Source organism: Alitiscatomonas aceti (genome assembly GCF_025567195.1).
In the GTDB taxonomy this organism is placed as follows: domain Bacteria; phylum Bacillota; class Clostridia; order Lachnospirales; family Lachnospiraceae; genus Alitiscatomonas; species Alitiscatomonas aceti.
Window position 1 is genome coordinate 1 of sequence record NZ_JAOQJF010000016.1, and the last position, 13,758, is coordinate 13,758.

Annotated in this window: 10 protein-coding genes, 4 tRNA genes and 3 rRNA genes; 12 read left to right on the forward strand and 5 right to left on the reverse strand. The window is 53.8% G+C overall.

What is annotated here, in order from left to right; all coding sequences use genetic code 11:
* The 7 genes from OCV69_RS09145 to OCV69_RS09175 all read left to right on the forward strand — a co-directional run.
* Positions 1-58 (forward strand): 16S ribosomal RNA (locus OCV69_RS09145); the annotation flags it as partial.
* A gap of 209 nt (positions 59-267) precedes the next feature.
* A 5S ribosomal RNA gene (rrf, locus tag OCV69_RS09150) occupies positions 268-385 on the forward strand.
* A gap of 6 nt (positions 386-391) precedes the next feature.
* A tRNA-Ile gene (locus OCV69_RS09155) sits at positions 392-465 on the forward strand.
* Between the two features lie 88 nt (positions 466-553).
* Positions 554-626: transfer RNA gene (locus OCV69_RS09160), tRNA-Ala, on the forward strand.
* Between the two features lie 283 nt (positions 627-909).
* Positions 910-3,797: ribosomal RNA gene (locus OCV69_RS09165) — 23S ribosomal RNA — on the forward strand.
* Between the two features lie 77 nt (positions 3,798-3,874).
* A tRNA-Gly gene (locus OCV69_RS09170) sits at positions 3,875-3,946 on the forward strand.
* A gap of 440 nt (positions 3,947-4,386) precedes the next feature.
* A complete protein-coding gene (locus OCV69_RS09175; protein WP_158358814.1) occupies positions 4,387-4,872 on the forward strand; it encodes a hypothetical protein in 486 nt (161 codons plus the stop codon).
* 44 nt (positions 4,873-4,916) lie between these two features.
* Here OCV69_RS09175 and OCV69_RS09180 read toward each other — a convergent pair whose 3' ends face one another.
* Positions 4,917-6,278 carry an amidohydrolase gene (locus OCV69_RS09180; protein WP_262563072.1) on the reverse strand — a complete coding sequence of 454 codons (1,362 nt, stop codon included), beginning with the start codon at positions 6,276-6,278 and terminating at the stop codon, positions 4,917-4,919.
* A 229-nt stretch (positions 6,279-6,507) separates the two neighbouring features.
* Between OCV69_RS09180 and OCV69_RS09185 the strand changes: the two genes are divergently transcribed.
* From OCV69_RS09185 to OCV69_RS09200, 4 genes are all read left to right on the forward strand, one after another.
* Positions 6,508-7,254, forward strand: a complete 747-nt coding sequence (locus OCV69_RS09185) for a 4Fe-4S binding protein (RefSeq protein WP_158358816.1) — start codon at positions 6,508-6,510, stop codon at positions 7,252-7,254.
* Positions 7,255-7,407: 153 nt separating this feature from the next.
* A tRNA-Leu gene (locus tag OCV69_RS09190) sits at positions 7,408-7,487 on the forward strand.
* Between the two features lie 136 nt (positions 7,488-7,623).
* Positions 7,624-8,187 (forward strand): manganese efflux pump MntP, encoded by a 564-nt coding sequence (locus tag OCV69_RS09195; protein ID WP_022273010.1) that lies wholly within the window; start codon positions 7,624-7,626, stop codon positions 8,185-8,187.
* Positions 8,188-8,263: 76 nt separating this feature from the next.
* The gene (locus tag OCV69_RS09200; RefSeq protein WP_022273009.1) at positions 8,264-9,106 is read left to right on the forward strand and encodes a purine-nucleoside phosphorylase; all 843 of its coding nucleotides are present in this window, start codon (positions 8,264-8,266) and stop codon (positions 9,104-9,106) included.
* 69 nt (positions 9,107-9,175) lie between these two features.
* Here the strand turns inward: OCV69_RS09200 and OCV69_RS09205 are convergent, their stop codons facing one another.
* The 4 genes from OCV69_RS09205 to OCV69_RS09220 are packed head-to-tail and all read right to left on the reverse strand — an operon-like array spanning position 9,176 to position 12,011.
* On the reverse strand, positions 9,176-9,805 hold the full coding sequence (locus tag OCV69_RS09205; RefSeq protein WP_158358817.1) for an ATP-binding cassette domain-containing protein: 630 nt from the start codon (positions 9,803-9,805) through the stop codon (positions 9,176-9,178).
* Complete coding sequence (locus OCV69_RS09210; protein WP_158358818.1) at positions 9,789-10,571, reverse strand: ABC transporter permease; 783 nt, start codon at positions 10,569-10,571, stop codon at positions 9,789-9,791. The genes OCV69_RS09205 and OCV69_RS09210 overlap by 17 nt, the downstream gene beginning before the upstream one ends.
* A 50-nt stretch (positions 10,572-10,621) precedes the next feature.
* Positions 10,622-11,758 (reverse strand): ABC transporter substrate-binding protein, encoded by a 1,137-nt coding sequence (locus OCV69_RS09215; protein ID WP_158358819.1) that lies wholly within the window; start codon positions 11,756-11,758, stop codon positions 10,622-10,624.
* A 4-nt stretch (positions 11,759-11,762) separates the two neighbouring features.
* Positions 11,763-12,011, reverse strand: coding sequence for a TM1266 family iron-only hydrogenase system putative regulator (locus tag OCV69_RS09220; RefSeq protein ID WP_022273005.1), 249 nt, complete (start codon positions 12,009-12,011; stop codon positions 11,763-11,765).
* 278 nt (positions 12,012-12,289) lie between these two features.
* On the opposite strand from OCV69_RS09220, the gene OCV69_RS09225 reads away from it, so the two are divergent.
* Complete coding sequence (locus OCV69_RS09225; RefSeq protein WP_022273004.1) at positions 12,290-13,756, forward strand: 4Fe-4S dicluster domain-containing protein; 1,467 nt, start codon at positions 12,290-12,292, stop codon at positions 13,754-13,756.
* Positions 13,757-13,758 lie beyond the last annotated feature (2 nt).

Sequence of the window (13,758 nt, forward strand, 5' to 3'; positions counted from 1 at the left end):
TGGGGTGAAGTCGTAACAAGGTAGCCGTATCGGAAGGTGCGGCTGGATCACCTCCTTTCTAAGGAAGAAGAAGTAAGGGTTTTATATACTGTTGAGCTTTTAAGGGAGCCTGCACAGGATGGCAGACAGGAAGGAACAGGAAAACTTGTTTTCCTGGGACTGGATGGATGACAGACTGTATTGGCGGGCTTTGCGAAACGGCTTAGGGAGCGCAGCTCCGTAAGATGGTTTGCAAAGAACGGCAGGCGGACTTGAAAAACGAATAATTCTGGTGTCGATGCGCTTATGGGAAACACCCGTTCCCATCCCGAACACGACGGTTAAGACGTAAGCGGCCGATGGTACTATGCTGGAGACGGCATGGGAGAGCAGGTGGATGCCAGATTTATATGGGCTTATAGCTCAGCTGGTTAGAGCGCACGCCTGATAAGCGTGAGGTCGGTGGTTCGAGTCCACTTAAGCCCATTGCCTTCGGGCAGCGCCGAGTGAAACCGGCTGTAAAGATAAACAGAATACAGGGATTGCCTCAGAAAAGAGGGAGGCCCGCATCCGTGGGGGTGTAGCTCAGTTGGGAGAGCACCTGCCTTGCAAGCAGGGGGTCAAGAGTTCGAATCTCTCCATCTCCACTCGCCGAAAGCAACTTAGCGAGAACAAGCCGGAAGGCGCAGATCGAGCTTAGTGCGAGGCGGTTCACGAATCTTAGCGGACGCAAGTGAGCTTAGCTGAGTGAACATACAGACTGTACCTTGAAAACTGCATACTGAATAAAAGATCTTATATATATATTTAAGATACAAGACATCCGAGGCATATCGAAAGATATGCAAACCGAAAAATGTAAACAAACAGCCAGGAGTGCAACGCTATGCACCTTCGTTTCGGAGCCGTTCCCGCGGCGAAGAGACATCTGGTTAAGCTAGAAAGAGCACAGGGTGGATGCCTTGGCACTAAGAGCCGATGAAAGACGTGATAAGCTGCGATAAGCTTCGGGGAGGAGCAAATATCCTTTGATCCGGAGATCTCTGAATGGGGAAACCTGCTTAAGTAGACCTTAAGCGACGTATGGTGAATCCATAGCCATACGCCGGGAACCCGGTGAACTGAAACATCTAAGTAGCCGGAGGAAGAGAAAGAAACATCGATTCCGAAAGTAGCGGCGAGCGAAATCGGAAGAGCCCAAACCGGAATGCGTGCATTCCGGGGTTACGGACCACGATATGTGAGGCGAATCGTTATCAGAACAGTCTGGAAAGTCTGACCAGAGAGGGTGAAAGTCCTGTATGAGAAAACGATAGCCAGCTAGTGGGATCCAGAGTACCGCGAGACACGTGGAACCTTGCGGGAAGTCGGGGGGACCACCCCCCAAGGCTAAATACTCCTTAGTGACCGATAGCGCATAGTACTGTGAAGGAAAGGTGAAAAGGACCCCGGGAGGGGAGTGAAAGAGAACCTGAAACCCTGTGTTTACAAACTGTGGGAGCACGTTAAGGTGCAACCGCGTACTTTTTGTAGAACGGTCCGGCGAGTTGCGGATGCTGGCAAGGTTAAGGACGGAAAGTCCGGAGCCGAAGCGAGAGCAAGTCTTAACAGGGCGTCAAGTCAGCATGTGCAGACCCGAAACCGGGTGATCTATCCATGTCCAGGTTGAAGTTTCCGTAAAAGGAAATGGAGGACCGAACGCACATCCGTTGAAAAGGGTGGCGATGAGGTGTGGATAGGGGAGAAATTCCAATCGAACCCGGAGATAGCTGGTTCTCCTCGAAATAGCTTTAGGGCTAGCCTCGGTTTAGTCTCGTGGAGGTAGAGCACTGAATTTCCTAGGGGGCGTCAAAGCCTACCGAAGAATATCAAACTCCGAATGCCACAGAGATGATGACCGGGAGTCAGACGGCACGAGATAAGTTGGGTCGTCGAAAGGGAAAGAGCCCAGACCTGCAGCTAAGGTCCCAAAGTGCGTGTTAAGTGGAAAAGGATGTGGGATTTCAAAGACAACTAGGATGTTGGCTCAGAAGCAGCCACACATTCAAAGAGTGCGTAATAGCTCACTAGTCGAGAGGTCCTGCGCCGAAAATGTCCGGGGCTGAAACACGTCACCGAAGCTCAGGAATGACGTAAGTCATTGGTAGAGGAGCATTCTTAAAGGAGCGAAGCAGTACCGGTAAGGAGCTGTGGACTTTTAAGAAGAGAGAATGCCGGAATGAGTAGCGAGATGGAGGTGGGAATCCTCCAGGCCGAATATCCAAGGTTTCCAGGGTAAAGCTGATCTGCCCTGGGTAAGTCGGGGCCTAAGGCGAGGCTTAAGTGCGTAGCCGATGGACAACAGGTCCAGATTCCTGTACCGCATGGTATCAGAACTGTGGGGACGCAGAAGGACAGCACAACCGGGGGACAGAGCCCCGGGCAAGCAGGGTAGGAGTGAGACTGGCAAATCCGTTTCATGATCCGAATCTGTGACGCGGACCGAACATAAGTAGGGAAGTGTGCGATTCCGGCTGCCGAGAAAAGCCGCTATTGTGTACCATGTGCCCGTACCGTAAACCGACACAGGTGGATGAGGAGAGAATCCTAAGGCCGGCGGGAGAAGCATTGTTAAGGAACTCGGCAAAATGACCCCGTAACTTCGGGAGAAGGGGTGCCGGAGAGATCCGGCCGCAGAGAATAGGCTCAAGCAACTGTTTAGCAAAAACACAGGTCTATGCGAAACCGAAAGGTGAGGTATATGGGCTGACGCCTGCCCGGTGCTGGAAGGTTAAGAGGAGAGGTCAGGGAAACCGAAGCTTTGAATTGAAGCCCCAGTAAACGGCGGCCGTAACTATAACGGTCCTAAGGTAGCGAAATTCCTTGTCGGGTAAGTTCCGACCCGCACGAAAGGCGTAATGATTTGAGCGCTGTCTCGACAATGCACCCGGTGAAATTGAAATACCAGTGAAGATGCTGGTTACCTGCGCCAGGACGGAAAGACCCCATGGAGCTTTACTCCAGCTTGATACTGGGATTCGGTGATGCATGCACAGGATAGGTGGGAGGCAATGAGACAGGAACTCCGGTTTCTGTGGAGCCGCTGTTGGGATACCACCCTTGCGTCACTGGGTTTCTAACCTGCAGCCATGACCTGGCTGGGGGACAATGTCAGGCGGGGAGTTTGACTGGGGCGGTCGCCTCCGAAAGGGTATCGGAGGCGCTCAAAGGTTCCCTCAGAATGGTTGGAAACCATTCGCAGAGTGCAAAGGCAGAAGGGAGCTTGACTGCGAGACCGACGGGTCGGGCAGGTAGGAAACTAGGACTTAGTGATCCGGTGGTATGAAAGTGGGATTGCCATCGCTCAACGGATAAAAGCTACCCTGGGGATAACAGGCTTATCACTCCCAAGAGTTCACATCGACGGAGTGGTTTGGCACCTCGATGTCGGCTCATCGCATCCTGGGGCTGGAGTAGGTCCCAAGGGTTGGGCTGTTCGCCCATTAAAGCGGTACGCGAGCTGGGTTCAGAACGTCGTGAGACAGTTCGGTCCCTATCCGGCGTGGGCGCAGGATATCTGAGAGGAGCTGTCCTTAGTACGAGAGGACCGGGATGGACGGACCGCTGGTGCACCGGTTGAGCCGCTAGGCTCACGGCCGGGTAGCCAAGTCCGGACGGGATAAACGCTGAAGGCATCTAAGCGTGAAGCCCCCCTCAAGATGAGATATCCCATTCGGAAGAAGTAAGACCCCTTGAAGACGACGAGGTAGATAGGGCAGAGGTGGAAGTGCAGCAATGTACGGAGCTGACTGTCACTAATCGGTCGAGGGCTTATCCAGAAAGGCTGTTTTAGAAGGTTTCGGAAGTTCAGTATGTGGTTTTGAAGGTACGCGAAAAACAGGATAAAGGAAGAAATGCACGAGTGGCTCAGTGGTGGAGTATCGCCTTGCCAAGGCGAGGGTCGCGGGTTCGAATCCCGTCTCGTGCTTTTTTTATTTGCAGAAAAAGATAAAAAAGAGTCTGAAAGCACGAGACAGTCTCCGCCCCCGCAGGGCTGACGCCCAGGTCCGAATGCCCTCGCTGCGCCCACTGTCGTGGGCTGCGCTGGGGCAGACCCTCCCGTCTCGTGCTTTTTTTATTTGCAGAAAAAGATAAAAAAGAGTCTGAAAGCACGAGACAGTCTCCGCCCCCACAGGGCTGACGCCCAGGTCCGAATGCCCTCGCTGCGCCCATTGTTGTGGGCTGCGCTGGGGCAGACCCTCCCGTCCCGAGCTTTTTAAGAGAGTGCATTTCAGCGGAGGTCCCGATTTATAGGGACTTCCGCTGTTTTTGTGGGTCCCGCTGGCAGAATGCCTCGGACTTGTATAATGGCTGCTTTTGTGATATGATTGGCTTCATAAAAATGCAGCATATAAGGAGATGACCTCATTGATGAAGAAATTATGGATAGCAGCTCTTCTGGGGCTTATGCTGGCGCTTTCTGGATGTGGCGGAGAAAAGGCAGAAGATGCGGAAGAAGATGCTGCGGTGGAGGAAGGGCAGTATAAAATTGAAATTTTCACAGCCGAAAGTACGGCTGTGCCTGTAAATACGACGGAGGACCCGACTGTGATCCAGAAGCTTTTGGAATCTCCGGAGTGGGAACGGATCACGGAGGTGCCAGGCGATCTGGTGCCGGAGTTTGGACTCAGGATCTGGGAAAAGGTAGAGGTAAATTATAATAAGACAGAGGAAAGTGAAGAGCCGGAGTATGAGGTGATCGAAACGATCACGACCTTTAAGGATACGGATTGTATCGAACGGGTATATTCCAGTAACGCCGTAAAGGGAGCCAATATCCCGGTTTCAGTGGCTGCCTTCTATTATAAGGTGCCCCAGGAATTTTTAGATACAGTGAAAGAACTGGCAAAATAAAGTGAAGCCGGGGCGATCCAGAAATGGAGGCCCCGGCTCTTGAATTATTTTAAGAAATCCAGAACAACGGTTCCGTCTTCCTTTTTTACCACAGCATTTTTAGTCATGTTGAGACTTTCGATGGCTTTCAGATACTCTTCCTTGGAGGCAAAGCGCGGTTTGCTTTCAGCAAGGACCTTTTTCGCCAGGGCTGCGTCATTGGAAAGAAGGCGGTCAGCCATGATCAGCAGGCATTTAGCCGGAGCAACACAGGCCCGTTCCGGATCGTCAATGTAATAATCCATGCCGTGACCGGTTCCAATGGCTCCTGCGCCGTAGGGATGGACCGCCGGCATGATGGAGGAAACATCTCCCATATCGGTGCTGCCAGTATCCCAGTGATCGGTCTCCTCTACGCAGCCAGGGCCGCCAACAGCCTCCATGGCCTCTTTTGCCAGAGCGTTCAGGTTCTTATCGTTATTTAATGGGAAATAACCCGGGCGGTCCTCCAGAAGAACGGTGGCGCCGATGGCTGCGGCGGATCCGGCCATGGCCTGGTTCAGCTTTTTATTGTATTCCACGATCGCCTCATAGGATGCGCCGCGCACATAGGTCTCCACCTTGGTCCTCTCGGGGATGGCGTTTACGGCTGCGCCGCCCTCGGTGATGATGGGGTGGAAACGGATATGCTCATTGTCCAGGAAGGTTTCGCGGAGAGCGTTGGCTGCGGTCATGGCAGTGGTGGCTGCATACAGGGCGTTGATGCCCTTTTCCGGGGAACCGCCGGCATGGGATGCCACACCCTCAAAGGTCACATTCTTTACAACACAGCCGTTGCAGCCGGGGTTGATGGTCAGGTATTTTCCCTCCGGCATGTTGCCGGCGTGGATCATCATGGCCATGTCGACTCCGTCAAAATAGCCGCGGTAGATAAATTCCACCTTACCGCCGTAATAATGGATCGTTCCCTGCTTTCTGAGGCCCTCCCTGTAACCCAACTGGATCAGCTCCTCCGCAGGAACGGCCATGAGGCGGATGGAGCCGCATAATCCGTCCAGGGCTCCGGGCTGCTTTAAGGCCGCGGCGACTCCTGCCAGGGTCGCGCACTGGGCGTTGTGGCCGCAGGCATGGACAGCCTTCGTCTCCGGGTCAGCGTCCGGGTGGTTTCCGCAGATCAGGGAATCCAGTTCTCCCAGGATCGCTACCTTGGGACCCGGCTTTCCGGTTTCCACATCTGTATAGAAGCCGGGAATATCTCCAGCCTTTGTGAGGGTGTAGCCAAGATCTTCAAAGAGCTTTTCCATGTATGCGTTGGTCTTCCATTCATGGTATCCAGTCTCGGGGCTGGCCCAGATGTCACGTTCTGTCTTTAAGATCAGATCCCGGCAGTTTTCCACCAGATTTTTCAGTTGTTCAGTTCTGTCCATGGTATTACCTCCCATTTTTTAAATATGTTCATCGTATGAAGTCCGGGTCAAAAAATTTTTGACCTAATATCAATAGTATACATGCTGTCAGAGAATTTGTCTATTTTATTCTTCAAAAAGGAAAGATAGGAAAAAAGAATAGGAGGGAAACCGGGTTGACGGACAGCGATTTGGAGGATACAATAGAATCAGATAAATATACAGAATTATGTGAAAAGGAGCGACATATATGGGGGTTACAGCAGTTTATTTTTCTCCGACGGGGAATACGAAAAGAAGTGTGGAGGCCATGGCGGCGGCGCTGGATCCAGGCTATAAGACAGTGGATCTGACGCTGCCTTCTGATACGGGAGTATCCTGTCAGTTTGGCCCGGAGGATCTGGTGATCATTGGAATGCCGGTATACGCAGGCAGGATCCCTATGGTAGCGGTCCCCAGGCTTTCCGGGTTAAAGGGAAATGGAACGCCGTGCATTCTCGTGGCTACCTATGGAAACCGTCATTATGACGATGCGCTGGTGGAGATGGAGGACATTGCCAGGGAACATGGATTTGCTGTAAGGGGAGCGGCTGCCCTGGTGGGACGCCATACATATGGGGAGATCCAGACGGAGCGTCCGGATGGGGAGGACCTGAAGGCGGATGCAGAGTTTGCAAAGCGTGCGGCTGCGTCGGAAGCCATGAAGAGCACGATCCCTGGAAGCCGTCCTTATAAAAAGGAAGCAGTTCCCGGAGGGAAGTTTAAGCCTTTGATCTCGGATGCATGTGTTGGCTGCGGGATCTGTAAGCGTGGTTGCCCGGTCCAGGCCATCAATGACCAGTTCCAGGTGAATCCGGAGATCTGTATTTCCTGCTTCCGCTGTATCCGGAATTGTCCAGTTCATGCAAAGAACATGGATGTGGAGGTATACCACGCGTTTGCCAGGGAGTTCTCGTCCAGGCTGGCAGAACGGCGGGAGAACGAGTATTATCTGTAAGCATACAGAAGAGGACCAAAGGAGCAGGACTGCGGATGCTGCTGTTTACGGGCTTTCTGGTGAACAGCGGCAGCCGGGCTGCCTTGGAGACGAAACGGGATTGACAAATGCCTTCTGACAGTGGTATAATACGATGCGCGTGTTTGACACGATGCGGATGTGGCGGAACTGGCAGACGCACCAGCCTTAGGAGCTGGCGGGCAACCGTGGGGGTTCAAGTCCCTTCATCCGCATGAAAAGACCACTGTATTTGCCGGTTTACCGACAGGTACAGTGCTTTTTTATATCATAGGAAGACATGTTCCATGACATTGTGACAGGAAAGCCTTCCCCGGAGAAAAATACTTAAAAGAGACAGGAGGAACTCCCATGAGCTTAACAGAGCTTTTTATCATTGCCGTGGGTCTCTCTATGGACGCCTTTGCGGTTTCTGTCTGTAAGGGCCTTTCGGTCCAGAGACTTAAGCTGGGCCATGCCCTGACCTGCGGCGTTTATTTTGGAGGCTTCCAGGGGCTGATGCCAGCACTGGGATATCTTCTGGGCAGCCAGTTCCAGAATGTGATCGTGAAGGTTGACCACTGGATCGCCTTTATCCTGTTGGGGATCATCGGGATCAATATGATCCGGGAATCCCGGGATACGGATGCCGAGTCCCTGGACTCCTCCTTTGGGTTTAAGGCCATGCTCCCCCTGGCGGTGGCCACCAGCATCGACGCTTTGGCGGTGGGAGTGACCTTTGCCTTTTTAAATGTCAATATCCTTTGGGCAGTGACGTTTATCGGAGTGATCACATTTATCCTATCTTCCATCGGAGTAAAGGTGGGCCATGTGTTTGGCCTGCGATATAAAGGGAAGGCAGAATTTGCCGGCGGGCTGATCCTGGTGCTCATGGGCTGCAAGATCCTTCTGGAGCACCTGGGGATCCTGGGATAGGGTATGGCCGGGAGGACTTAAGCGTTCCGGAAAAATGCAGTATATATCATCAATATTTATATGAGGAGGAATGGCTATGGACAGAAAGCTGGATGTACGGAAGATTTATGAGAGCGTGAAGGAAAAGATCACGTTTAAGCCGGAGGCGGCTCTGGTCCTGGGCTCCGGCCTGGGAAACTTTGCAGAGAAGGTGGAGATCGCAGAGATCCTGGATTATAAGGACATTCCGGGTTTCCCAGTGTCTACGGTTCCGGGGCATAAGGGCCGTTTTATCTTCGGCTATGTGGAGGACGTACCCATGGTGATCATGCAGGGCCGAGTACATTTTTACGAGGGGTATTCCATGGATGAGGTGACGCTGCCGATCCGTTTAATGAAGCTCATGGGCGCGAAGCTGTTATTCCTCACCAATGCATCGGGCGGCGTGAACACTGGCTATCAGGCTGGGGATTTTATGCTGATGAGCGATCATATCAGCAGCTTTATCCCGTCTCCGCTCATCGGGCCCAATGACGAGGAGGCAGGCCCAAGATTCCCGGATATGAGTGATGTGTATAGGAAAGAGATCCGGGATATCATCCGGCGGGTGGCCAAAGAGGAAAACATCCCGATCCAGGAGGGCGTTTACGTACAGTTCACAGGCCCGGCTTATGAGACGCCGGCGGAGATCCGTATGGCCAGGACTCTGGGAGCGGACGCTGTGGGCATGAGCACGGTCTGCGAGGCCATTGCTGCCAACCACATGGGTATGAGCGTGTGCGGGATCTCCTGTATCACCAACATGGCCAGCGGGATCCTTCCCCAGCCTTTGAGCCATAAGGAGGTCCAGGAGACGGCGGACCGGGTGGCTCCTCTGTTTGAGCGGCTGGTGAAAAAGTCCCTGGCTGCCATTTACCATGAGTATCTGTGCGTAAAATAGTCAAAAAAACAGGAAAGGACTGCCATGGGCGGTCCATATAAGACGGAGGCCTCTGCCTGCCGGGACCGATCAGATCCCGGGGGAACAGAGGCCTCCGTTTTCGCCCAGCCGGAGGATCTCTGCGCCCAGGAGAGCGGCGTCCTCTTGTGAGTGGGTGGAAAAAAGAAGGAGCTTTCCAGCGGTATATTTGTTTATCATACGGGCGGCCTGCTGCTTTGTGTCCGGATCCAGGCCGGTGAAGGGCTCGTCCATGAGGACGATATCAGCCGGGGCCAGGATGGCCCGCAGAATGGCGGTACGGCGCTTCATGCCGCCGGAAAATTCCGACACTGGCTTTTTAAGGGAATCTTCGGGCAGAAGGTGCTTTATGATGGCAGTCAGTTCATGGGCAGGATACCCGCGGCCGGTGACGAAGCGGATATTCTGGAGGACGGTGTATCCCTCAAGCAGGCGGTCCTCTTGGAAAACCGCAGAAAAGGAGCGGCCCTCCAGGCCCTCTATGGTTCCGGAATCAGCGGTCTCCAGTCCCATGAGGATCCGGAAAAGCGTGGTCTTTCCAGCTCCCGAGGGAGCCATAAGGCAGCAGGGACAGCCGCTTTCCAGATTTAGGGATACATGGTCCAGCACAAGACTGTCCCCATAGGATTTTGTCAGGTCCCGGACGGTGACCCGGAAGGCGGGATCAGACGGAAGCAGCATGGTTTTCCTCCTTTCCGGGAACGCCGTTTCCGGCAATGGTCTTTAACAGAAGAAGAAACAGCTTTTCAAAGACAGAGCTGACGGCGATGATCATGAGGGTCCAGGCAAAGAGGTCAGCGGTGCTCAGATAGATCTTGGCCATATAAAGCCCTTCTCCAATGGAGCCGCCGGGAACGCCGATGACCTCGGCTGCGATGCCGGATTTAAAGCCCATGCCCAGAGAGGTCTTCAGAGCGCTTTCCAGGTATGGATACAGAGAGATCCGGTAGATGGAAAGGGCCTGCCTCCAGACCGGGACCCGGAAGACCCGGGCCATTTCCAGAAGACCCGGATCCGCATGGGAGAGTCCGGCCAGGGTGTTTATATGGATCACCGGATAGACCACAAGGAAGGAAATAAAGACCGAAAGGTTTTCTGCTCCGGTCCATATGAGGGCCAGGATCACGAAGGAGGCCACGGGCACGGACTTCATGAACTGGATGGCCGGTTCCAGGATCTCACCTGCCAGGGGCTTCCAGAAGGCCAGGGAGCCGGTCAGGAGACCCGCCAGGAAGGCCATAAAAAATCCCAGGCTGATGCGGCCGAAGGAAAACCAGAGGGCTCCCCAGGAGGCTGGGGAGGCAAGCTGTACAGCCAGGGCCTTTAAGGCATCCAGGGGCCCCACCAGAAGGATCTGGTTCTGGACAGCCAGGGATGCCAGATGCCACAAAAACAGCCAGAACAGCAGAATGGCGGTCCTTCGGGACCAGTCTGGGAATCTGTGCATGGAAGTATCTGCTCCTTTACATATAGAGCCGGAAGCTCCGGCCCGGTCATTTAGTTGGAAACGGCTCCCGTATAGTAGAAGGCGTCATCCGGCAGGGCTCCGCCTGTGGAGGCAGGGTTCTGGTCAAAGAGGGCCTTTAAATAGCCGGACAGAGCCGTTTTCATCTCACCGCCGGACAGGAAGGCGATATTGCAGCCAGGCAGGGCCTTTTTCGCCACGGCAGCCTTGGGAACGATCCCGGCGGCCTCGATCAGCATGGAAGCTGTGTCGGGATCCTCAGAGGTAAAGCGGATGGACGCCTCATGCTCAGAAAGGAAGGTATCCACCAGGTCGCCGTGGGCGGCCAGGAAATCGTTATTTACGATGGTCACGCCGGTGATCATGCGGCTTTTGGTCTCGGCCTGCTCCTGGGCCTCATCCCAGGTCTTTGTCAGATCCAGGATCACAGAAAGGCTCTCGTTCTGGGCCAGGGCAGAGGTAACGAAGGGCTGGGGGAGAAGGCCGATGCGGCTGGGATCCTCCGCCAGGACAGAGGCCACCTCCGCAGGCTCGGATTTGAACTCCAGGGTCACATCATCCTCGGTCAGTCCGGCAGCGGACATCAGATAGCGGAGGGAATATTCCGGAGTGGTGCCCTTTCCGGTGAGGTATACGGTCTTTCCCTTTAACTGGTCAATGGAGGTGACGGAGGTGTCGGAGGATACCAGGTATAAAACGCCCAGGGTGTTCACGTCGATGACAGAGATCCCGCCCTTTGTCTTGTTGTAGAGGACTCCGGCAACATTGGCGGGAAGAAGTGCAATGTCCACCTTATTTCCTGCCACCAGGGCTGTCAGCTCGTCAGCGGCTGTCACCATGGTAAATTCATAATCATTCTGGGCTTTTCCGTTCTCTGTGTCGTCCATGAGCTTCACAAGGCCCATGGTGGTGGGGCCCTTTAAGCCGCCGACGCGGATCACGGTGCCGTCCCCGCTGCCGCCGGAGGATTCTTTTCCTGCTGCTGCGGCCTCAGAGGATTCTTTTTCATTGGTTTCAGGGACAGAAGCCTCTGCGTTAGAAGAAGCCGCAGCGGTCTGGGACTCTGCGGATCCCGCAGCGGAGGTCTCCGCCGGTTTTTCAGGACCGCAGCCCGTAAGGAGCGCCATGCCCAGGGCTGCGGCAAGAATGAAGGATGTGAATTTTTTCATAATATTAATTCCTCCTGGAATAGATTGTTTTTGTGCTGACTCCGTCCAGCATTCCAAGCTTTCCAGAAAGGCTGCTGATCTTGTCCATAGGCGCGTCCAGGACGACGCTGATGATAGAAAGGCCCTTTTCACGGTAAGGCACGCCCATGCGGCCGATAATGTATGAACGGTACTGGTGGAGGAGGTCGTTGAGCTTTTCTACGGATTCTGCATTTTCCACCATGATCCCAATGAGCGCTACGCGTGTTTCCATAATCTGTTCCTTTCTGTACAGGATCTCATCGCCTTTTCCCTCAGAAAGCGCCGGCGCCCTTCGGGGTCAGCACGAACAGCTTCAATATATCACACGGGCCAGGGTTTGTCAAAGCGGCGGCAGAAATTATACGGTCTCTTAATAAAATAAAGAAAAACAGTGAAATCCCGTTAAAAATTATACAGGTTTCATATTGCGGAGACCGTCCGGATATGCGATAATATAGAACGGTATAGGATTAAGGAAAGATTTCAGAAGGATATCAGGAGGAATCAAGTATGAGGACCAATGACGAGGCATTGTTAAAGATCAAGTATAACGTTCTGCATGAGGTAGCAAAGCTGGCCTTTTCCGGAGAACTGGATGAAAAGAGGGATGAGATCCCCTTTAAGCTGATCCCGGGACCGAAAGCCCAGTTCCGCTGCTGTGTATATAAAGAAAGAGAGATCATCCGCCAGAGAGTCCGTCTGGCTGAGGGGAAATGTCCCAGCGGAAAGCATAGCGACAATATGATCCAGGTGATCCCCTCTGCCTGCGAGGAGTGCCCGATCACCCGGTTCGTGGTGACAGACAACTGCCAGAAATGTATGGGTAAGGCCTGCCAGAATGCATGTAATTTTGGAGCCATCTCCATCGGCCGTGACCGGGCCCATATCGATCCGGATAAATGTAAGGAATGCGGAAAATGCGCCCAGGCATGTCCGTACAACGCCATTGCGGAGCTGATCCGTCCCTGCCGCCGCGCATGTCCTGTGGACGCCATCACCATGGATCTGGATACGGGTATCTGCCAGATCGACGAGAAGAAATGCATCCAGTGCGGAGCCTGCGTGAGGAGCTGTCCCTTCGGAGCCATCACCTCCAAGGTGTTTATCGTCCAGGTCATCAACGCCCTTAAGGCTGGAAAGAAGGTAGTTGCCATGGTGGCCCCCGCCGCAGAGGGTGAGTTTGGAGCCGATATTACTATGGGAAGCTGGAGAACGGCCCTTAAGAAGGTCGGCTTTGCAGATATGGTGGAGGTTGCCGCCGGCGGAGACATGACGGCCGCTTACGAGGCCATGGAGTGGGCAGAGGCGTATAAGGAAGGAAAGAAGATGACCACCTCCTGCTGTCCGGCTTTTGTGAACCTGATCAAAAAACATTATCCCACTCTGATCGATAACCTGTCCACCACGGTTTCCCCCATGTGTGCCGTGTCCAGAATGTTAAAGGCCAAAGATCCGGAGACTGTTACCGTGTTCATCGGGCCGTGTATGGCGAAAAAGGCCGAGGCAGCCGATAAGAGCGTGGAAGGAAACGCAGACTTTGTCCTGACCTTCGGAGAGGCCATTGAACTGATGCGGGCCAAGGACGTGGAGCTGGAGCCGGAGGAGTATAAGGATCAGGAAGCCAGCGTGTTCGGTAAGCGGTTCGGAAACGGCGGCGGCGTTACCAATGCGGTGATCCAGTGCTTAAAGGAGCAGGGAGAGAGCACCGATATCAAGGTAGCAAGATGCAGCGGCCCGGCCGATGTGAAGAAGGCTCTTCTCCTTATGAAGGTGGGAAGGCTCCCCGAGGACTTCATCGAAGGCATGATGTGCCAGGGCGGCTGCGTAGGCGGCCCCAGCAACTTAAAGCAGGAGACGACCTTTAAGAAGGACCGGGACGCTCTGATCGGAAAGGCCGATGAGAGAGGCGTATGGGAGAACTTAAAGAATTATGATATGGAGTCCTTCTCCATGCACAGGACCCACGAAAAGCAGTAAAT

Bases quoted from the DNA above. Each gene is read 5' to 3' on its own strand.
- OCV69_RS09195 (WP_022273010.1), top strand. From the start codon at position 7,624: ATGAGCTTAACAGAGCTTTTTATCATTGCCGTGGGTCTCTCTATGGAC.
- OCV69_RS09205 (WP_158358817.1), bottom strand. From the start codon at position 9,805: ATGCTGCTTCCGTCTGATCCCGCCTTCCGGGTCACCGTCCGGGACCTG.
- OCV69_RS09210 (WP_158358818.1), bottom strand. From the start codon at position 10,571: ATGCACAGATTCCCAGACTGGTCCCGAAGGACCGCCATTCTGCTGTTC.
- OCV69_RS09200 (WP_022273009.1), top strand. From the start codon at position 8,264: ATGGACAGAAAGCTGGATGTACGGAAGATTTATGAGAGCGTGAAGGAA.
- OCV69_RS09215 (WP_158358819.1), bottom strand. From the start codon at position 11,758: ATGAAAAAATTCACATCCTTCATTCTTGCCGCAGCCCTGGGCATGGCG.
- OCV69_RS09185 (WP_158358816.1), top strand. From the start codon at position 6,508: ATGGGGGTTACAGCAGTTTATTTTTCTCCGACGGGGAATACGAAAAGA.
- OCV69_RS09220 (WP_022273005.1), bottom strand. From the start codon at position 12,011: ATGGAAACACGCGTAGCGCTCATTGGGATCATGGTGGAAAATGCAGAA.
- OCV69_RS09180 (WP_262563072.1), bottom strand. From the start codon at position 6,278: ATGGACAGAACTGAACAACTGAAAAATCTGGTGGAAAACTGCCGGGAT.
- OCV69_RS09225 (WP_022273004.1), top strand. From the start codon at position 12,290: ATGAGGACCAATGACGAGGCATTGTTAAAGATCAAGTATAACGTTCTG.